General features: G+C 65.8%; 24 protein-coding genes. 7 read left to right on the top strand and 17 right to left on the bottom strand.

Annotated features, from left to right (window positions below; translation table 11 throughout):
* Nucleotides 1–149 precede the first annotated feature (149 nt).
* Nucleotides 150–515 (top strand): hypothetical protein, encoded by a 366-nt coding sequence (locus U3A55_RS12480; RefSeq protein ID WP_330991831.1) that lies wholly within the window; start codon nt 150–152, stop codon nt 513–515.
* On the opposite strand, the gene U3A55_RS12475 is transcribed toward U3A55_RS12480, so the two are convergent.
* Both U3A55_RS12475 and U3A55_RS12470 read right to left on the bottom strand, forming a co-directional pair.
* Nucleotides 512–865 (bottom strand): rhodanese-like domain-containing protein, encoded by a 354-nt coding sequence (locus U3A55_RS12475; RefSeq protein WP_330991830.1) that lies wholly within the window; start codon nt 863–865, stop codon nt 512–514. The two genes, U3A55_RS12480 and U3A55_RS12475, sit on opposite strands and share 4 nt — an antisense overlap.
* A 38-nt stretch (nt 866–903) precedes the next feature.
* The gene (locus U3A55_RS12470; protein ID WP_330991829.1) at nt 904–1,440 is read right to left on the bottom strand and encodes an NUDIX hydrolase; all 537 of its coding nucleotides are present in this window, start codon (nt 1,438–1,440) and stop codon (nt 904–906) included.
* A 62-nt stretch (nt 1,441–1,502) separates the two neighbouring features.
* Between U3A55_RS12470 and U3A55_RS12465 the strand changes: the two genes are divergently transcribed.
* The gene (locus U3A55_RS12465) at nt 1,503–1,931 is read left to right on the top strand and encodes a metal-dependent transcriptional regulator (protein WP_330991828.1); all 429 of its coding nucleotides are present in this window, start codon (nt 1,503–1,505) and stop codon (nt 1,929–1,931) included.
* Here U3A55_RS12465 and U3A55_RS12460 read toward each other — a convergent pair.
* The 6 genes from U3A55_RS12460 to U3A55_RS12435 form a co-directional block, all read right to left on the bottom strand.
* Nucleotides 1,898–2,332, bottom strand: coding sequence for a DUF5809 family protein (locus tag U3A55_RS12460; protein ID WP_330991827.1), 435 nt, complete (start codon nt 2,330–2,332; stop codon nt 1,898–1,900). The two genes, U3A55_RS12465 and U3A55_RS12460, sit on opposite strands and share 34 nt — an antisense overlap.
* Nucleotides 2,332–2,679, bottom strand: a complete 348-nt coding sequence (locus U3A55_RS12455; RefSeq protein ID WP_330991826.1) for a DUF5810 domain-containing protein — start codon at nt 2,677–2,679, stop codon at nt 2,332–2,334. The genes U3A55_RS12460 and U3A55_RS12455 overlap by 1 nt, the downstream gene beginning before the upstream one ends.
* Nucleotides 2,680–2,707: 28 nt before the next feature.
* Nucleotides 2,708–3,190 carry a ribosomal protein S18-alanine N-acetyltransferase gene (rimI, locus tag U3A55_RS12450; RefSeq protein WP_330991825.1) on the bottom strand — a complete coding sequence of 161 codons (483 nt, stop codon included), beginning with the start codon at nt 3,188–3,190 and terminating at the stop codon, nt 2,708–2,710.
* A gap of 42 nt (nt 3,191–3,232) precedes the next feature.
* Entirely contained in the window at nt 3,233–3,433 is a 201-nt protein-coding gene (locus U3A55_RS12445) for a hypothetical protein (protein ID WP_330991824.1), read from the bottom strand.
* A gap of 78 nt (nt 3,434–3,511) precedes the next feature.
* On the bottom strand, nt 3,512–5,500 hold the full coding sequence (locus tag U3A55_RS12440) for an aconitate hydratase (RefSeq protein WP_330991823.1): 1,989 nt from the start codon (nt 5,498–5,500) through the stop codon (nt 3,512–3,514).
* A 108-nt stretch (nt 5,501–5,608) separates the two neighbouring features.
* The gene (locus tag U3A55_RS12435; RefSeq protein WP_330991822.1) at nt 5,609–6,586 is read right to left on the bottom strand and encodes a YeiH family protein; all 978 of its coding nucleotides are present in this window, start codon (nt 6,584–6,586) and stop codon (nt 5,609–5,611) included.
* A 77-nt stretch (nt 6,587–6,663) separates the two neighbouring features.
* Between U3A55_RS12435 and U3A55_RS12430 the strand changes: the two genes are divergently transcribed.
* Entirely contained in the window at nt 6,664–7,125 is a 462-nt protein-coding gene (locus U3A55_RS12430) for a deoxyuridine 5'-triphosphate nucleotidohydrolase (protein ID WP_330991821.1), read from the top strand.
* On the opposite strand, the gene U3A55_RS12425 is transcribed toward U3A55_RS12430, so the two are convergent.
* Nucleotides 7,120–7,860, bottom strand: a complete 741-nt coding sequence (locus U3A55_RS12425) for a DUF6612 family protein (protein WP_330991820.1) — start codon at nt 7,858–7,860, stop codon at nt 7,120–7,122. The two genes, U3A55_RS12430 and U3A55_RS12425, sit on opposite strands and share 6 nt — an antisense overlap.
* 308 nt (nt 7,861–8,168) lie before the next feature.
* On the opposite strand from U3A55_RS12425, the gene U3A55_RS12420 reads away from it, so the two are divergent.
* A complete protein-coding gene (locus U3A55_RS12420; RefSeq protein WP_330991819.1) occupies nt 8,169–9,086 on the top strand; it encodes a VOC family protein in 918 nt (305 codons plus the stop codon).
* On the top strand, nt 9,083–9,724 hold the full coding sequence (locus U3A55_RS12415) for an alpha/beta hydrolase (RefSeq protein WP_330991818.1): 642 nt from the start codon (nt 9,083–9,085) through the stop codon (nt 9,722–9,724). The genes U3A55_RS12420 and U3A55_RS12415 overlap by 4 nt, the downstream gene beginning before the upstream one ends.
* 89 nt (nt 9,725–9,813) lie before the next feature.
* On the opposite strand, the gene U3A55_RS12410 is transcribed toward U3A55_RS12415, so the two are convergent.
* From U3A55_RS12410 to U3A55_RS12390, 5 genes are all read right to left on the bottom strand, one after another.
* On the bottom strand, nt 9,814–9,945 hold the full coding sequence (locus tag U3A55_RS12410; RefSeq protein ID WP_330991817.1) for a hypothetical protein: 132 nt from the start codon (nt 9,943–9,945) through the stop codon (nt 9,814–9,816).
* 370 nt (nt 9,946–10,315) lie between these two features.
* Entirely contained in the window at nt 10,316–10,666 is a 351-nt protein-coding gene (locus tag U3A55_RS12405) for a type II toxin-antitoxin system PemK/MazF family toxin (RefSeq protein ID WP_330991816.1), read from the bottom strand.
* Nucleotides 10,667–11,026, bottom strand: coding sequence for a MarR family transcriptional regulator (locus U3A55_RS12400; protein ID WP_330991815.1), 360 nt, complete (start codon nt 11,024–11,026; stop codon nt 10,667–10,669).
* Nucleotides 11,027–11,810: 784 nt separating this feature from the next.
* Nucleotides 11,811–11,972, bottom strand: a complete 162-nt coding sequence (locus U3A55_RS12395; RefSeq protein ID WP_330991814.1) for a hypothetical protein — start codon at nt 11,970–11,972, stop codon at nt 11,811–11,813.
* Nucleotides 11,972–13,021, bottom strand: coding sequence for a tyrosine-type recombinase/integrase (locus tag U3A55_RS12390; protein WP_330991813.1), 1,050 nt, complete (start codon nt 13,019–13,021; stop codon nt 11,972–11,974). The genes U3A55_RS12395 and U3A55_RS12390 overlap by 1 nt, the downstream gene beginning before the upstream one ends.
* Before the next feature lie 100 nt (nt 13,022–13,121).
* Here U3A55_RS12390 and U3A55_RS12385 point away from each other — a divergent pair, with 100 nt between their 5' ends.
* Both U3A55_RS12385 and U3A55_RS12380 read left to right on the top strand, forming a co-directional pair.
* Complete coding sequence (locus U3A55_RS12385) at nt 13,122–13,448, top strand: hypothetical protein (RefSeq protein WP_330991812.1); 327 nt, start codon at nt 13,122–13,124, stop codon at nt 13,446–13,448.
* A gap of 301 nt (nt 13,449–13,749) precedes the next feature.
* Nucleotides 13,750–14,550 (top strand): hypothetical protein, encoded by an 801-nt coding sequence (locus U3A55_RS12380; RefSeq protein WP_330991811.1) that lies wholly within the window; start codon nt 13,750–13,752, stop codon nt 14,548–14,550.
* 130 nt (nt 14,551–14,680) lie between these two features.
* Here U3A55_RS12380 and U3A55_RS12375 read toward each other — a convergent pair whose 3' ends face one another.
* The 3 genes from U3A55_RS12375 to U3A55_RS12365 are packed head-to-tail and all read right to left on the bottom strand — an operon-like array spanning nt 14,681 to nt 17,017.
* Nucleotides 14,681–15,589, bottom strand: coding sequence for a hypothetical protein (locus U3A55_RS12375; protein ID WP_330991810.1), 909 nt, complete (start codon nt 15,587–15,589; stop codon nt 14,681–14,683).
* Nucleotides 15,582–16,391: a hypothetical protein gene (locus U3A55_RS12370; RefSeq protein WP_330991809.1), complete on the bottom strand. Its 810-nt coding sequence runs from the start codon at nt 16,389–16,391 to the stop codon at nt 15,582–15,584. Before U3A55_RS12370 ends, U3A55_RS12375 begins: the two co-directional genes overlap by 8 nt.
* The gene (locus U3A55_RS12365) at nt 16,388–17,017 is read right to left on the bottom strand and encodes a hypothetical protein (protein ID WP_330991808.1); all 630 of its coding nucleotides are present in this window, start codon (nt 17,015–17,017) and stop codon (nt 16,388–16,390) included. Before U3A55_RS12365 ends, U3A55_RS12370 begins: the two co-directional genes overlap by 4 nt.
* Nucleotides 17,018–17,028 lie beyond the last annotated feature (11 nt).

The raw sequence follows: 17,028 nt of genomic DNA, 5'->3' as shown, positions 1-17,028 counted from the left end.
CGCCTCCCTCCAGCCGCGGCGTCGCCGCGTTAGTCGGTCGTCGGCCTCGCACTTCGTGCGAGTGAACCGTTTCGCTCACGACAAGCACGCGGTAGAGACAACTCACGTCGAGCGACCAATACTTATTCCGGCGGTGCGTGTTCGTCCGTATGGGCTCGCTCTGGCGACTGCTCTCCGCGTGGTTCGCGTTCTCGCTCTCCGTTGGCGCTGGCACACAGGCGGTTGTGAGGGCGGCGCTCGGACGTGGCTCAGTGAGCAATCCCGTACTCGCAGGGTCTGTCGTCACGCTGGCTACGGCCGTCGTGTTCTGTCGCCGATATCCGGTGGTGGACGTGAACGCCGTCTGGTGGTTCAGTGGGCTAACGTTCGTGTTGTTCGTCGCAGGAAACGCCGTCGCACCGAACGGGTTCTACGCCGATAGCGGCGAGCAATCGCTCGCGGTCATCGTCGTTCTGTGGTGCGCGGCCGCCGCTCTCGCGTACGGGCTGACAAAGCGGCGTCGACAGGAGGACTAGAACGGGCTTTGCGGGCCTTCGTCGGCGTCGGGTTCGTCGGTGTTGGAGTCGAGGGGGCCGTTCCAGGCGTCGAGGCCGCCGGCGAGGCTCTCGACGGGCGTGTCCTCGCCGATTCCTTCGTAGGACTTGATGAGGTTCGCGGCCTGCACGCTGGATTTGCCGTGCGGGCAGACGGTGACGACGTGTTCCGCGTCGCCGAGCGCCTCGACGCGCTGGGGGAGTTGGTTGAAGGGAATGTTCTCGCTACCGGGGATGTGGCCGTGGTCGAACGCGAGGCTGTTCCGGATGTCCACGACCCGTACGTCGTCGAGCCGAGACTGGAGTTCGTCGGGCTCGATTTCGCCGTCCATACTCGCTGAGTGGGTCGTGGGTCGGTTAAGCATCGCGGTCAGGGAAGATAGTCGTCGGCGCTCGCGAGGAGGAGGCCTTCGAGGGTCGCGTCGTTCGCGGGCTGTTCGGTGCGAGCGCGGGCGAGCGCGTCCTCGCGGGGGACGCGTTCGACTTCGATGAACTCGTTGCTGTCGAGTTCGCGGCCCTCCGCGGACTCGCTGAGTCCCTCGGCGACGACGATGCCGCGGTTGTGCCGGAGAACGCCGGTGGCGACCGCGAACTCCTGGAGCAGCGTGACCGAGTCGGCGTCGTAGCCGGTTTCCTCGCGGAGTTCGCGGCGCGCGGCGGCCTCGTAGGACTCGTCTTCGACGATGCCGGCGACGAGTTCGAGGCAGTGCGCGTCGATGACGGGCCGGTACTGCGACACCATCACCACGTCGTCGCCGTCCAGCGCGACCACGACGACGGCGTCGGGGAGCGACGCCCAGTAGTAGTTCTTCTCGCTGCCGTCGGGCTGTTCGTAGCGGTCGTAGCCGCCCGTGTACCACGGCGTCTCGTACTCCGTCGCCGACGTGCGGAGCGTCCAGTCGTCCATACCGGGTGTTCGTGTCGCGGACCATGAACACACTTATTCGGGCAGCGCCGCGACCGTCCTGTATGAGCACACCCGCGGTGTCCGAGAGCGAGGGCCGGTACGTGAGCGCCATCCTCCTCGCGAGCGAGACCGCGGGCCGTCCCGCGAAAACGGGGGAGCTCGCGGACGAGCTCGGCGTGAGTCCCGCGAGTGTCACCGAACGCGTCAACACGCTCGCGGACCGCGGGCTCGTCTCCTACGAGCGCTACGAGGGCGCGACCCTCACGGAGGAGGGCGAAGCGGTGGCGCGCGAACTCCTCTGGAAGCGCTGTCTCGCGGAGAACCTCGTCAACGAGGACGCGGACGTGGAGGCGTTCGGGCACGCGCTCTCCGGGGAGGTGGCGGCGGCGCTCAAGTCGTTCATCGACCATCCGTGTTCGGGCGAGTGTGACGCGCCCGACGCGGAGTACAGCGAGTGTCAGTCCGCGGTCCGCGAGAGCGCGTCCCGGTAGAACCGGCCGTGGACGATGCGGCGGAGGGTGCCGCGGGCGGCCGCGGGTTCGTTCTGGTAGGACGCCGTCACGACCGTGTCCGCGAACGGGACGACGTGCCACGCGACCATCTCGACCTCCTCGCTCCCGTTCTCGACGACCTCGTACGCCGCGTCCTCGTTTTCGAGCCAGTCCTCGAACTCCTCGCAGCTCCCGGAGAAGACTTGGAGGAGGTTCGCGAACAACGCGTCCCGCGCGGTCTCCACGACCTCGCCGGTGACGCGTTCGCCGTACTCCTCCTTGCTGAACTCCATCGCCTTCGCCACCTCGCGGGTGACGTTCTGCGCGGCCGGACCCACGTCCTCGTACGCCGCCCGGACCGCCGCCTCGGTCTCGGGCGCGAGGAAGCCGTGCGTCTCCATCACTCGTCCTCCCCGTCCTGCATCTCGCGCGTGAGCTCCATCGCCTCCTCCACGATTGCCTGCTCGTCGCCGCCCAGGTCGTCGCGGCCGTACCCGCCCTCCTGCGCGAAGTGCTGTTCGGCGTGCGCGTGGTCGCCCTCCTCGAACTCCACGTCGGATTCGGGCGCGTACTCGACGACGACCGCGCCGAGTTCCTGTTGACTCATCTCGTTCCAGTCCGGCGCGTATTCGTTCAGCCAGTCCTCGTGGTCGGATTCGTCCAGCATCGCGGCGAACGCGACGTGGTTCGCGAGGTGGTCGGCCTCTGCCTGCGGCACGCCACAGACGGGACACTCGTAGCCACTCATGTGCGGAGAGAAGAGCGCGAGACACTAACTACTCGTGGTTCGCGAGCCGCGCGACCATCACGAACGCGTCCTCGCCGTCCGCGTAGTACCTGTCGAGCGTGCGGTAGTACTCGAAGCCGGTCTCGCGGTAGAGACCGATCGCGGGGTCGTTCGACCGGCGGACTTCGAGTTTCGCGGAGCGCACGCCCTGCGCGCGGAGGACGGCGAGCCCGCGGTCGACGAGTGCGCGCCCGAGTCCCTGGCCGCGGTCGTCGGGGTGGACGGCGAGGTCTTTAATGTGGCCGAGCGGCCGGCCGTGGTTCGGAATCGTATCGGCGACCACGAATCCCGCGAGCGACGGGTCGTCGGGGCGTTCCGCCACCAGAAACCCGGGTTCGCCGAGGTAGCGTTCGAACGCGGAGAACGGCCACGGCTGCTCGAACGCCTGCTTCTCGATGCGGAACACGTCCAGCAGGTCGCCCTGACTCGCCTGCCGGACACCCGCGTGCTGGAACGGTTCACCCGACGCCATACACGAAGAGATTGACGTGGCGCGGGTAAATGGCCTGCGGCCCTAGTCGCGGGCGACGTACGCGTAGAGCGCGGCGACGAACACGCCGCCGACCACGGTCGCGAGCGTCCACTTGGTTCCGGACTCGGGCGCGTGCTCGTCCGAATCGACGTTCACCCAGACCACGGACAGCAGCCAGACGGCGAACACGACGTAGACGACGCGCGCGTGCGGAACCAGCGACGCCGCGGGCAGAACCTCCATACGGAGAGGAGGGGCGACGCGCACGTATAGGTGGCGCTGTCGCTACGCGACGCGAAAAAGATAGAGAGAATACGTGGGTTAGTCGTCCGCGGGCGAGGCCGCGCCGCTGTCGTCGCCGTACTGCTGCTTCGTGAGGGAGAGCTTCCCACCGGCGGCGAGGATGCGGCGTTCGCGCTCGGACGCGTCGAGGTGGCCGGTCGCTTCCCAGGTGTCGTTCACGCGGACCGTGAACTCCTCCTGGCCGGACCGAACGGCTTCCTCGACGTCGTCGACGATTTCGATGTTGTCGCCCTGTTCGATCTTCGCGTAGGCGTCCTCGTCGATGGTGAGCGGGAGGAGGCCGAAGTTGAACAGGTTCGCCTTGTGGATGCGGGCGAAGGACTGCGCGAGCACGCCCTCGATACCGAGGTACATCGGGCAGAGTGCCGCGTGTTCGCGCGAGCTCCCCTGGCCGTAGTTCTCGCCGGCGACGAGGAAGCCGCCGTCGGACTGCTTTGCGCGCTCGGCGAACGTGTCGTCGACGCGCGAGAGCGTGAACTCGGAGAGTTTCGGGACGTTCGAGCGGAACTTCAGGATGTCGGACGTCGCCGGGATGATGTGGTCGGTGGTGATGTTGTCCTCCATCTTGAGGAGGGCTTCACCTTCGAGGTGGGCGTCGAGCGGGTCCTTCAGGGGGACGTCGCCGATGTTCGGGCCCTTGATGAGGTCGTCGTCGACGGCCTCGTCGGGCGCGATGATGTCGGGGTCGTCCTGGCCCATGCCGGGGCTGTACGTCGAACCCATCTCCATGCCGGGGGCTTCGAGGTCGCCGAGTTCGTCGGCGAGGTCGCGCGGGTCGACGATTTCGCCCTTGATGGCCGCGGCCGCGGCGACCTCGGGACTGCAGAGGTAGACGGAGTCGTCCTCGATGCCGGAGCGACCCTCGAAGTTCCGGTTGAACGTCCGGAGGCTCACGGAGTCGCTCGCGGGCACGTGACCGATGCCGATACAGGCACCGCACGTCGCCTCGCTGAAGTTAACGCCGGCCGCCATCATCTCGGCGGTCCAGCCTTCGCGGGCGAGCATCTCGCTGGCCTGCTTCGAACCGGGTGCGACGATCATCTCGGTCCGCTTCGCGACCTCGCGGCCCTCCACCATCTTCGCGGACGGGAGGATGTCCTCGTACGCGCCGTTGGTGCAGGAGCCGACCATGACCTGTTCGACGTCCTCGCCCGCGACCTCGCGGACGGGCACGACGTTGTCGGGCATGGAGGGTTTCGCGATGAGGGGTTCGAGGTCGGAGAGGTCGATGGTGACCGTGTCGGCGTACTCCGCGTCCTCGTCCGGGGAGAGTTCGACGAACTCGTCCTCCCGACCGATGCGGGAGAGCCAGTCCTTCGTCTTCTCGTCCGTGCCGAAGATGCTGGAGGTCGCGCCGAGCTCCGTCCCGAGGTTCGTGATGGTGGTGCGCTCGGGGATGGTGAGGGATTCCGCGCCCTCGCCCGTGTACTCGAAGATCTTGCCGACGCCGCCCTTGACGGAGAGGCGGCGCAGCATTTCGAGCGCGATGTCCTTCGCGGTCGCCCACTCGGGGAGCTCGCCCTCGAGCTGGACGTTCACGACTTCCGGGACCTCGACGTAGTACGGGCCGCCACCCATGGCGACGGCGATGTCGAGGCCACCCGCGCCGATGGCGAGTTCGCCGAGTCCGCCGGGGGTCGGCGTGTGGCTGTCGGACCCGAGGAGGGTCTTGCCGGGTGCGGCGAAGTTCTCCTTGTGGACCTGGTGGCAGATGCCGTTCCCGGGCCGGGAGAAGTACGCGCCGTACGTGCCGGCGGCGCTGCGGAGGAAGCGGTGGTCGTCCGTGTTCTTGAAGTCGAACTGGTACGTTTGGTGGTCACAGTACTGCGCGGCGAGTTCCGTCTGGACTTCGTCGAGTTCGAGCGCTTCGAACTGGAGCCAGACCATCGTCCCCGTCGTGTCCTGCGTGAGGACCTGGTCGATCTCGAGGCCGACTTCTTCGCCGGTCTCGAGTTCCCCCTCGACGAGGTGGTCGTCGAGGATTTTTTCGGTAATCGTCTGTCCCATAGCGTCCGAAAGTCAACCGTCTACGATTATAAATCCCGCGTGTTTCAGGACGGCCGTATGTCCCTTATACACACGGTTAGAGTGCGTGTGAGGGCGGATACCACCCGTTTAGAGCAGTGTGGTGACGGCGAGAAGGGAGAGCGACCCGACGACGAGGAGCGTCGCGGCGACGACCACAATGGGACGCAGGCCGGCGTCGCGGAGCGCGGCGAGGCGGAGGTCGAACCCGAGACCGGCGAACGCGAGGAGGAAACAGCCCCCCGAAACTGCGTCGAGACCGGAGACGACGGGCGCAGGGAGGACACCGGTCGCGGCGAGCGCGGCGACAGCGAGGAACCCGAGGAGGAAGCCGGGAACGCCGCTTGCGAGCGCGCGGACCGGGCGGTCGGCGTCCGAGTGGACGACCGCGTACGCGACGGCGAGGACGCCGATGGCGGTGTTCCGGACGAGTTTCGTGACGGTCGCCCACTGGCCGGCGACAGAACCATAGGTAAACCCGGCGGCGGTGACGGGGCCGGTGGAGAACATCGCGAGGCCCGCCCAGACGCCGAACTCGCGGGGCGTGAGCGCGAGCAGGTGGCCGAGCGCGGGGAAGACGGCGAGCGTGACGGCGTCGAAGACGAGGACGGTTCCGGCGGCGTACGCGACGCGCTCCTCGGCGGCGTCGATGCTACCGGCGACCGCGGCGACGGCGGAGACGCCGCAGACGCTCGCGCCCGCGGCGAGCAGCGACCCGGACTCCGCGGAGAGCCCGGCGAGTCGCGCGCCGAGTTCGGTGACGAGAACGGAGAGCACGACGGCGGCGGCGACGAGCAGGAGGACGAGCGGGCCGACCGCCGCGAGCGCGCCGAGGCCGAGGGTCGCGCCGAGCGCGACGATACCGGCTTCGAGGAATCTGGCGTGGAGCGCGAGACCGGGCGCGAGGCGGTCGGGCGTGGGGAAGGCGTTCGCGGCGAGCGCGCCGAACGCCACCGCGAGGAGGAGCGGGCTGGCGACGCCGACCGCTCGCGACGCGGCGACGGCGAGCGCGGCGACGAACACGAGGACGAGGAGGCCGGGCGCGCGCCGGCGGACGCGTTCGCGCATCTACCGGGTCGACGGCGGGGTGACGTGAGTGCGTATCGATTCGACACGCCTAACCCACTCGTGGGGGAGTGAGAGGTATGTTCGAGAGTGGCGCGTACGTCGCGGCGGCGCTGGGCGAAGTGAGCGACGAGCAGGTGCAGCCGAACGGCGTCGACCTGACGCTCGCGGGCGTCTACGAGCAGACGACGCCCGGCCGAATCACGACGGACGGGAAGACCGTGGGCGAGCGCCGCGAACGCGACCCGGACGGCGACACCTACCGCCTCGGCCCGGGCGGGTACGTCGTGGAGTACGCGGAGACCGTCCGCATTCCCGAGGAGCACGTCGGGTTCGTCTACCCGCGGTCGAGCCTCCTCCGGAACTCCTGTATGCTCAACACTGCGGTCTGGGACGCCGGCTACGAGGGGAAGGGCGAGGGACTGCTGCAGGTCCACCACGAGGTCGAACTCGACGCGGGGGCGCGAATCGCCCAGCTCGTGCTCGCGGACGCGGAGCACGAGGAAACGTACGACGGGAGTTATCAGGGCGAGCGACTATGAGGCTTCATCCGGCACGGTGATGTCGGTGTCCGTGCCGTACTCGCTGAACGTGATGGTGAGCGTCTGTTCGAGCGTCTGCCCGTCGAGCGTGAGCGTCATGTCGAGCGTTGCCTTCTGGATGCGGTGGGTGTCCACGGCGACGTACTGGGTGACGGAGACGGATTCGACGGACACGTCGCCGCTGACCGAACTCTGGTTCTCCGCGTAGGAGGTGACGCTCTCGGGGTCGGGCTGAACCGAGAGCGCGTACGTCTCCACGCCGTCCACCGTGGACTTGTTCAGCACGGTGATGTCGGCGTCAGTGAGGAACTGGACTTGCCGGTCAGTCGGCGTGCTGGTCCACGTGCCTTCGGGGGCGGGCCGGGTCTGCCAGACGCCCTGCGAGTGGATGTGCGCGGTGTTGTTGACGATGTACGTCTCGGTGGTGGCGGAGTTCGACTGGTCGCCGCGGGTAGCGGTGGCGTCGGTCCGCTGGTACATCCGCTCCGCGGTCTTGTTGACGACGCCGGTGAGGGCGATGTCGGTCTGGATGCTTCCGAGGTCCTGGGTGAGGTCGGCGTCGAACTCGTAGCTCGTGACGGACGCCATCGCGTCGAGCGTGTCGGCCTGAACGGCGTCGGCGGACGCGTTCACGTCGGCGGTGGTGGTGGTCGGCGACGAGTCGGTGATACCGGCGCAGCCGCTGAGCGCGACCAGGCCGGCGAGGAGGACGAGGGCGACAGTGCGGCGGTGCATACACGTAGACGAGAAACGGTCAGCCGCTTGTAGCTTACGCTGGAGTTACTCCGAAACGGGGAGGCGGACGCGGAACACGGCGCCGCCGAGGTCGTCGGCGTCCTCATTGTGCTCGACGGCGTTCGCGAGGAGGTCCTAGAACACGTCCGGGAGGTGGGCGACGCCGAGCGCGCTGATGAGGGCGGCGGACGTGACTCGGCGGAACGGGACGGCCGTTGCGGGAAACAGGGGTATTTCTGTCAACGGGCTGTGGGCCGAACCCGCCTCGGCCCGACGACCTAATTGGCTCGGGGACGAACTCGTACGTGATGCCCGCTGACACCCCCGGAATTCATCACGTCACGTCGCTCGTCGCGGACGCCCAGGAGAGCGTCGACTTCTACACGGACGTGCTGGGGTTGCGCCTCGTGAAGCACACGGTGAACCAGAAGGACATGCTCACCCGGCACCTCTTCTACGGGAACGGAACGGGGGAGCCGGGCACCGTCTACACGTGCTTTCCCTACCCGAACGAGGTGCCCGCGCGTCCCGGGAAGCCGAGCGTTCCGGCGGCGACGTTCACCGTTCCCGCGGAGAGTCTCGACTTCTGGCGCGACCGCCTCGACGACCGCGACATCGAGCACGAAACCCGGGAGCGACTGGACGAGACGGCGCTCCGGTTCGCGGACCCGGCGGGGACGACGCTCGAACTGGTCGAAGCCGAGGCGCCGGTGGAGCCGTGGACCGCGAGCGTTCCCGACGAGCACGCGATTCGCGGATTCCACGGGGTGACCGTGCTTCCCGCGGACCCGTACGCGACCGCGAGCACGCTCGAAACGTTCGGCTTCTCGCTCGACGCCGAGGACGGGGAGCGCGTGCGGTATCGCGCGCCCGGCGACCGCGCGACCGTCGTGGACGTTCTGAACCGGGGCGCCGAGTACGGCCGTGAGGGCGTCGGGTCAATCCAGCACGTCGCGCTCCGCGTCCCCAGCCGGGACGACCTCATGGAGTACCACGACCTCCTGCGCGAGCGCGACCTCCGCGTCTCCCGGGTTCGGGACCGCCGGTACTTCGAGTCGCTGTACGTCCGCGACCCCGGCGGAATCCTCTGGGAGCTCGCGACCGAAACCCCGGGGTTCACGCGCGACGAACCCACGGAGGAACTCGGTGAGTCGTTCGTGCTCCCGGAGTTCTTCGCGGACGACCGCGACCTCATCGAATCCCAGCTCCCCGAGTTGGAGACGTGACCGAACCCCACGCGGACCAGCCGATAGTCGTGTCGGGCGCGCCCCGGGGCGCCGCGGACGCGGGCGTCGTGCTCCTGCACGGCCGCGGCGCCACTGCGCAGGGCGTAACGAACCTCGCGGACCCGCTCTACCGGCACGGCGTGACGTTTTTCGCGCCCGAGGCGGAGCGGAGCCGCTGGTATCCGTACGCGTTCGACCAGCCGCGAGAGCGGAACGAACCGCACGTCTCGGGCGCGCTCGACCGCGTGGACGCCACGCTGGACCGGGCGCGCGAGTCGGGGGTGTCGCCGGAGCGCGTACTGCTGTTCGGGTTCAGTCAGGGCGCCTGTCTCGCCTGCGAGTACGCGGTTCGAAACCCCCGACGGTTCGGCGGCGTCGTCGCGCTCGCCGGCGGCCTGCTCGGCCCACGCGTCAACCCCGACGACTATTCGGGCAGTCTGGACGACACCCCAGTTTTTCTCGGCGTCGGCGCGGACGACGACCGCGTCCCCGTTTCGCGCGTCCGCGACACCGCCGAGGTCTTCGAATCGCTCGACGCGGACGTGACGACGCGGGTCTACGACGGCGTCGGCCACGAGGTGACGGACGACGAGTTCGAGCGCGCGAACGCGCTGCTGGACGGGATTCTCGCCGAATAGAAACGAAGCGGGGTTCGTGTCACCTGACCCCCGGCTTCGACTGAAACCCACACCACGAGAAACCTTAATTGTACTTGTTACAGTGGAGTTTATTCCTCGGTGCGGTCGACAACCATCCGCTGTAACGCGATACGAACCCAATACCCCGCTTCCTCGTTCTCCACGTGGTCGAGCGCGTTCTCCAAACACTCCTCGACACTCTCACCCCCCGAACTAGCCATACGCCCAGTCCCCACGGACGAACGGAAAACAGTACTGGACACACCACACCAAAAAGCCACCCTGATACGCCCCGTATCCCTGAAAAGACGGACACGGCCAACCCTACCGAACAAACGAGTACGACGGGAGTCTCGTGAACGCCAGTGAACGAGACGTAGCAGGACGCGGAGCGTCCTGCAGGACTCCCGGGAGTGAGCGGAGCGAACGAGTGGGAGCCAGCGAGACGCCAGCGCCGTCTCGCGGAGTCGCCCTCGTTTTCGGACGAGCGAAGCGAGTCGTGAAAACGGGCTCAACGGGAACACATAATATCACGTGACAGAACCGGGAAAGGGACGCTTTTCTCTCGGAATTAGCAGTGCGTACGACCCCTCACTCCGGCCCATCGCCGTCGGCGAGCGAGGTGTAGTCGTGGAGGGCATCAAGCGCGTCGGCGACCAGCGACTGGTCGAGCTCCCCCTGCTGATTGTCCAGGTCGCTGTGTTTGATCGTCGCCACGTACCACGGCGAGACGTACGCGTCCTTCCGCGAACCGCCACGTATCCACGCGGCGTCCGGGACGCCGATGCCTTCGGGGTGGTCCTGGGTCGTCATCCCCACGACGATGCACTCGACATCCGCGAACGGACGGGACGCGTCACTGACCACGAGCCACGGCCGATACGCCGGACTGGACTTGTGCGGAGCTGGCCCCCACCAGACCTCGCCCTGACTCACCTCCATCTATGCGTCCTCACTGTCTTCGTCCACGCCGGGCCCCCACTCCTCCGGGTCTTCGGGCCCAAGGCGGTCGGTCACCGCCGTCGCCGTCGTCAGCGCACTGAGCGTTTTCTCGACGTCCGCTCCCTCGGCAATCGCCCAGTAGTCGCCGCGGTGCCGGACCAATCCGCGGTCTTCGAGCCGAGAGAGCACGACGCCGACGCTCCCCCGGGCGACATCGGTCGCCTCGTGGATCTCCTTCGGCGTGTACGCTCGGTCGGGCGACGACCCGAGGAACCCGAGGATCGTCTCGGCGTTCGTCCGGCCGCCCGCCCGGAGGTCCGCGGTCGAACCCTCCTCGAAGAGCTCAATGTCGATTGGCACACCCACCCCTATGTAATCGAATGTAATAGGAGTAACGGGAAGGTCGAATGCATGAGCGACTCCACGGATTCCCCGACTGGACCCCCTCCCGGAACTCTGCGGAGAGAACTATCGGCCATGGATCACCGTGAACCGCCGCATCCCCCCACAGTACCCGTAGCTCGTAGGCCGGTCCGGTGCTGGGGCTGCTTGCGGGAGTGCAAAAGCGGTGGTCGTCGATGCAGCGACAGCACTCGCGGAAGTCGTTCGCCCCGCACTGCTCCGCGATACCCCGGAGGGGGCGGGTGCGAACGCGGTCGTGGAACGAAACAGTGACCGTGCGTTTCCCACCCGTCTCCGGATGCGTGTACTTCAGAACCCCCGCTCGCTACGCTATTCGTTCTCGCGTCGCTCGAACAGAATAGCGGGCTCGACGGGAGTCTCGTGAACGCCAGCGAACGAGACGTAGCAGGACGCGGAGCGTTCTGCAAGTCGCTCCCATCTTGCGTTGAAGTCGTGAGAACGGGCTCGACGGGACTCCCGCGAGTGAGCGGAGCGAACGAGCGGGAGCCAGCGAGACGCCGGCGGCGTCTCGCGGAGTCGCCCCGTTTTTCGGCGAACTTCGTTCGCCGTAAAAACGGGCTCGACGGGCCTTCGGTTCTGACGTTGCTGCTGCCGTGGGGATTATCGTTCTCAGTCATGGAGAGGGAAACCGCGCATCGTCGGGACGTTCTTCTTCTCACTCCAGCAGTCGAAGCACAGCTCGAGGCGTTCGTACTCCAACTCCGCGCCGCACTCATCGCAGTCAGTCATCGAGCAATGCCTCCGTCATCGCGTCCCGGATGTGTTCGCCGTTCAGCTGCCAGACCAACGCGCCGGCCTCCGTGTCGGCCCACGACGGCGCGGGCGCGAGGTCGTACGCAGTGTCCTGTACAGCAGGCCAGTCGATAGCGTCAGCCGCAGCCATTAGGCACCGCCTCCAAGGAACTTCCAGCGACGATCTGCCTTCTCCCGCTTGGACGCGCGGTCGTAGTGCTTATCCAGCACGTCCTCGCTCGCGTCGAGGCGGTCGGAAACGACGCCGCGCGGCACGCCGTCGTTCCGATAGCGAGTAACGCGCGCCTTCCGCACGTCGTGCGGGGACCGCGCGCTCGGGCAGCTACTCGCGCCGTCCGCCGTCGCCCACTCACACGTGTCGGGTTCCTCGCCGTGCGGGCAGACGATGCCGACCTGACACGGCCGGGTCCAGCGATAGAACGTCTGCCGAATCGACGACGACGACACCCGCCCGTACCTGGTAGTCACGAGCGGCCGCCGGCCGTGATCGTCCTCGACGTCTTCCCGCGGACCGTCGATGTAGTCCTGGAGCGTCTTCGCCACCGACCGACTGATCCGATTGTTCCGCTCGCCGTCCTCGTCGTTCTTCAGCGGCGTATCAGTACCCGGGCGATGCACGTAGTCGAGACGGGGCGTCTCTCCGTCGAGTTCCACGTCACGGAGATCGAGCGCGCGCACGCCGCCGCTCCGCGCACCGGTATGCCAAATCAGCGTCCAAATCACGTGCTCCCTCGAGGCGTATTCGTACTGCCCGAGGTAGTCCAGAATCGGCGGCACGCGCTCGGGTTCTATCGTCGAATCACTCACCTCCTCGTGGTTCGACAACGACGGGAGCGCCACCCGTTCGAACAGGTCCTCCTCGACCGCCTCGATCTGTCCACAGAATCGGAGGAACGAGCGCAGCGTCGCGAGCGCGCCGTGAATCGTCTTCGGCGCAAGCTCCTCATCCTGCCCGCGACTGTAGCCGCCGTTTCGCCGCCAGATTCTGAACTGGTAGAGGTCACGACCATCGAGTTCGTTCATACTGTCGATGCCGCCGTGCTCCCGCGCCCACTCGACGAACGCACGCAGATGACTCTCGTGAGACACCTGCGTCCAGTCCGCCGAATCGAACTCCATCGACTCCAGATGAAGTTCAACAGCCTCCGACGGCGAAATCGGGTTCAGATCATCGCTCATACCCAGGCCAAACAGAGCCGTGTAGATAAATCTACGGTACGTAGCTTAGGCTACACGGTGGTTATTTTGCACCTGTTCGAGTATTCCTTGTGAAGGAGGTATGAAAGTAGGGATGATGCGGAAATCTGGGAGTTGGCAGAGTGTTTGGGATGACAGAATCCTAGAATACCTCCGAGAGAAGGGGCCAGCAGGAGCGACGACGATGAAGAAAAGTGACTACTTCGACATCTCCCGAGGGCAAATATCTGACCGATTGGGAAAACTCAGAGACCACCACTTGGTTCAGGAGATCGAGAACGGCGTATATCGGATTACTGACCGTGGAGAAGCATATCTTGACGAAGAATACGACGCAGCCAGCGGCGCATACATAGCTGAGTCTTCGGAAAACAGCGATGTCCGTGCCAGCGAGAAGGATTCGATATAGATGATACGAAGAACTGGACGATGGCAACGAGTCTGGGACGACCGAATTCTCGAATACCTCGACGAGCACGACATCGGGGCGGCATCAAGTATAGCAAAATCGCTACCGGAGGAGACTCCGAGGCACCTACTGGGAGAACGTCTAAGAACGCTGGCGCAGGCAGGATACGTAGAGCCAGGACCGGCACGGCACACCTACGAACTGACGACGTGGGGGAAACAATACCTGGAAGGCCGCGCCCGCGCAGACTGCATAGTTCCTGAACCGAACCCAGCCCGACCGGGCTATCTACTTCAATAACTTGTATCGATTCGAACCTGACGAAATCGACAGCGAACGAGCAGACCACCAAGCACTCCTTCAGGGGACGAAAGGCGACGACCGAGACGCGAAGCGAGTCGGGAACCTCGGAGAAATCGCGTTCGAGCGATTCTGTCGCGAGTATCTACCGGCGGAGATGTGGACGTGGATGAACGAGGAAGCGATTCGGCGGTGTAACCCGGAAAGCTTCTCGAAGTACGACTTCGAGGTGTTCGGCTTCGAGGTGGACGTGAAGACCTCCCGCGACATCTCCGCGTTCACACCCGAAGCACTCGCGGAGAACGACGACGAGGACGACATTATCGTGATGGTGTGGCATCGCGACAACGAGGACGCGCTAATCCTGCTCGGCTGGGAGTGGGTGGACACCATCACGACGAAGATCGAGATGGAGGAGAAGTACACGGGCGAGACGCCCGCGAAGCTCGAACCCATCGCCGCGAGTCCGATGAACGAACTCATCGACCTCGGCCCGAACACCGCGCACCTGAACCAGATGCCGGAAAATCCGTTCTCACCGGGCGACCGCGTGAAGAAGAAGGAGGGGCATCGAGGAGATCCCGCTGTGGTCATCGAGGTACTGCCACCGGAGACGGAGGCGAGCATCTACGGGAACACGATGGAGGAGGAAGCGGTGAACGTCGCGTTCCCCGACCACCTCGACGGCGGGCCGGGCGACTGGGAGACGATTCACGCGGCGAAACTGGCGTCGTACTGCGACGACCAAGACATCAAGCTGTACACGTACAAGCACTCGAATTTGAGATTCGCCGAGGAGTAGAGGAGCAGAGGCGGCCGTCACCCCCCATTGAGGGGGGATTCGGCCGCCCGTCCGACCGCCCGGAACGACGCCGGGACGGGACAGCATCAGTCACGAGACGGCCTAACGAACCTAATGTACTACATAGAGTTTAGCCGCCAAACAACTGGTGAGCGACAGCATCGGGTTCGTACTCCGTATCGGCTTCGGGGAGGTTCCCAAGGTCGCGAACCGTCTCCGCATCCTCACCGACACCAGACCGGAGTTCAGCAGCGTACTCCTCGACGTGCCCGTCCTCGTCCAACACGCGCTTACAGTGCAGTTGCACCGAGTCCGGCATCTCGCGGAGGTGTTTCGCGACACCCATGCCATCCTCGCGATGCGCGAGGAACAGCATCACCGCGTGGCGCTTCGCAGCAAGCCGGGTGATTTCTCCCATCCGCTCGCGTACCTGATGGGACTGCGACGTACCTTCCGCGTGGTCGAGCGACGCGTCGTCGACGAGCACGAGCTTCCGCCGCTCCGGCTGCTCCTCGAGGACGTCTTCGAGGTCGTCGATAGACTCGACTTCCCGGTAGTCGTCGAGCCACCGCGCCGAAATCTTCTCAGCAGGGACGTTCCCGACGACGAGGAGATCATCGACGAATCGCTCAGTCAGGTCAACACCGAGGAACCCGACGTTCGTCTTGCCGTTGTTCGTCCCGCCGGTCAGCACGATGATGCGACCGACGTACCGCAGCACCTTCCAGAACTCCGCGAGGCTCTTCACGTATCCCGTGTCGAGGTCGTTGTCCGTAATGCCCGTCTCGAACGCGACTTGCGACGCATTCCCGGCGGCAATCGCCTTCGTCGCACGTTTCGAGCCGGTAATCGCAATCGCGTCACGGGCGCGCGCCGTCGACGCGAACGCACCGTCTTTCCCGGACTTCTCCCACGCACGGGCACGCCACGAGAGGTTTCGAGCGAGTTCAGACGGGACACGACCCGTCCACTCAGGCAACTCTACTTCGTCCTCTGTACGCAGCGCCTCTCTCAGTTTGGCAGGGTCGAGGTCACTCATCAGTATCACCGTCGTCGTCGCGAGCGAGGTCGCTCGCGTTCTCGATTACGTCATCCTCGAGGGACTCACCGTCCCCGTCGTCGACGCCATCCTCTTCCTGGAAGGCATCAGCTTCGTCGGGGCGTTCAGCACCGAGCGAGTCGAGCATCTGACTGATACCCTGTCCGTTCGGCAGGGTCAGCTCGTCGTACGTCGCGTCCGACTCCGCGACCAGCGACTCCGCCATCCGGCGGACCTGCGCGCGGAACGTGCGCTCGAGTTCCCCGAGCTTCACGAGTTCCTCTTCCTGCTCCTCCCATATCTGGGAGACGTAGAACAGCATGTTATCCATCTCATGCGGACTCATCACCGAGCGCGTCGTCCCGATCGCCTCGAGGGCCTCACGGTCGAACATCAACACGAGGTGCAGCGGCGGGGACGTACCGAGACTCACAGAATCGCCCCACAACATTTCCAGTTCCTCGAACTCACCAGGGTCGAGCCACTTCAGCCCGAACTTCGGCGGGTGATGCCGCGGATCGAAGTACACGATACCGTGCTGCTCCGGGGCACGAGACCGCCAAATAGCGACGGGAACCGCGATAAGCGTCGCGACGCCCTGCGAGACGAAGAACGACAGCAGCATCACGGGCAACCACGCCGGAATCGACGGCAGGCCGACCGTCGCAGCGACGACTATCAGACCGCCGAGCGCGAGCACGCCGAGCATCGCGACGGCGAGCAGCCACCAGCGCCAGCGGTACAAGACACCGCCCTCAGAGTCGTGCACCGCAGGCAGGTTCTCTGGGTTCTCGTTGCTCATACGATATCCTCCCGCTGTTTCAAGCGACTACTGATGAAGCTGAACAGGAAGGTCGTTGAGGCGACACCACCCGTCGAACCGGCAAGCGCGACGAACCACATCGCACCCGAAGGGACGAGTCCGGGGCCGACACCGCCAGCACCGGGTTCAACCGCGTTCGACCACGCGAACTGATGTTCCACATCGAGCGAGATCGTAATCGTCTGGTCGCCATCACGCACCGACGCCGGCACCTTCACAAGCACCGCCTGCTGCGGTGGCACCGTCCAGGAGACACCAGACACACGACCGTGCCCGGACGTGACGATATCGTTCGAGTCCGTCGCACCGAGCGTCATCGGCACCTGCTTCGCGTTCTGCACCGTCACGAGCGCGTAGCCCTCGCTCTGCCACTCCACATTGTGCACGGTCACGCCCTCGATAATCGTCTCGTCAACGCTCCCGAGCGCGCTCCCGTCCTCGAGCGCAACGATGCCGTAGCCCGTGCTCCGGTAATCGTTCGCGCCCGACGCCGGCCCGCTCGTCGTCGTGTTCGTGTCGACGGGCAGCTCCTGTGCAGCCGCAGGCGCACCAAACGCGGGGAGCGCGACAGCAACAACTGCGAGTACGAGTATGAATTGACGCATAAAAAAGGGGT

The sequence above is a fragment of the Salarchaeum sp. III genome (assembly GCF_036418315.1).
GTDB lineage: Archaea > Halobacteriota > Halobacteria > Halobacteriales > Halobacteriaceae > Salarchaeum.
Note: the sequence above shows the minus strand (reverse complement) of the source record. Positions and strands in the feature narration are given on the sequence as shown.

What these genes read in the sequence shown, in the direction of transcription:
- U3A55_RS12480 (WP_330991831.1), top strand. Translation starts at nt 150, where the DNA reads ATGGGCTCGCTCTGGCGACTGCTCTCCGCGTGGTTCGCGTTCTCGCTC.
- U3A55_RS12475 (WP_330991830.1), bottom strand. Translation starts at nt 865, where the DNA reads ATGGACGGCGAAATCGAGCCCGACGAACTCCAGTCTCGGCTCGACGAC.
- U3A55_RS12470 (WP_330991829.1), bottom strand. Translation starts at nt 1,440, where the DNA reads ATGGACGACTGGACGCTCCGCACGTCGGCGACGGAGTACGAGACGCCG.
- U3A55_RS12465 (WP_330991828.1), top strand. Translation starts at nt 1,503, where the DNA reads ATGAGCACACCCGCGGTGTCCGAGAGCGAGGGCCGGTACGTGAGCGCC.
- U3A55_RS12460 (WP_330991827.1), bottom strand. Translation starts at nt 2,332, where the DNA reads ATGGAGACGCACGGCTTCCTCGCGCCCGAGACCGAGGCGGCGGTCCGG.
- U3A55_RS12455 (WP_330991826.1), bottom strand. Translation starts at nt 2,679, where the DNA reads ATGAGTGGCTACGAGTGTCCCGTCTGTGGCGTGCCGCAGGCAGAGGCC.
- rimI (WP_330991825.1), bottom strand. Translation starts at nt 3,190, where the DNA reads ATGGCGTCGGGTGAACCGTTCCAGCACGCGGGTGTCCGGCAGGCGAGT.
- U3A55_RS12445 (WP_330991824.1), bottom strand. Translation starts at nt 3,433, where the DNA reads ATGGAGGTTCTGCCCGCGGCGTCGCTGGTTCCGCACGCGCGCGTCGTC.
- U3A55_RS12440 (WP_330991823.1), bottom strand. Translation starts at nt 5,500, where the DNA reads ATGGGACAGACGATTACCGAAAAAATCCTCGACGACCACCTCGTCGAG.
- U3A55_RS12435 (WP_330991822.1), bottom strand. Translation starts at nt 6,586, where the DNA reads ATGCGCGAACGCGTCCGCCGGCGCGCGCCCGGCCTCCTCGTCCTCGTG.
- U3A55_RS12430 (WP_330991821.1), top strand. Translation starts at nt 6,664, where the DNA reads ATGTTCGAGAGTGGCGCGTACGTCGCGGCGGCGCTGGGCGAAGTGAGC.
- U3A55_RS12425 (WP_330991820.1), bottom strand. Translation starts at nt 7,860, where the DNA reads ATGCACCGCCGCACTGTCGCCCTCGTCCTCCTCGCCGGCCTGGTCGCG.
- U3A55_RS12420 (WP_330991819.1), top strand. Translation starts at nt 8,169, where the DNA reads ATGCCCGCTGACACCCCCGGAATTCATCACGTCACGTCGCTCGTCGCG.
- U3A55_RS12410 (WP_330991817.1), bottom strand. Translation starts at nt 9,945, where the DNA reads ATGGCTAGTTCGGGGGGTGAGAGTGTCGAGGAGTGTTTGGAGAACGCG.
- U3A55_RS12405 (WP_330991816.1), bottom strand. Translation starts at nt 10,666, where the DNA reads ATGGAGGTGAGTCAGGGCGAGGTCTGGTGGGGGCCAGCTCCGCACAAG.
- U3A55_RS12395 (WP_330991814.1), bottom strand. Translation starts at nt 11,972, where the DNA reads ATGGCTGCGGCTGACGCTATCGACTGGCCTGCTGTACAGGACACTGCG.
- U3A55_RS12390 (WP_330991813.1), bottom strand. Translation starts at nt 13,021, where the DNA reads ATGAGCGATGATCTGAACCCGATTTCGCCGTCGGAGGCTGTTGAACTT.
- U3A55_RS12385 (WP_330991812.1), top strand. Translation starts at nt 13,122, where the DNA reads ATGAAAGTAGGGATGATGCGGAAATCTGGGAGTTGGCAGAGTGTTTGG.
- U3A55_RS12375 (WP_330991810.1), bottom strand. Translation starts at nt 15,589, where the DNA reads ATGAGTGACCTCGACCCTGCCAAACTGAGAGAGGCGCTGCGTACAGAG.
- U3A55_RS12370 (WP_330991809.1), bottom strand. Translation starts at nt 16,391, where the DNA reads ATGAGCAACGAGAACCCAGAGAACCTGCCTGCGGTGCACGACTCTGAG.
- U3A55_RS12365 (WP_330991808.1), bottom strand. Translation starts at nt 17,017, where the DNA reads ATGCGTCAATTCATACTCGTACTCGCAGTTGTTGCTGTCGCGCTCCCC.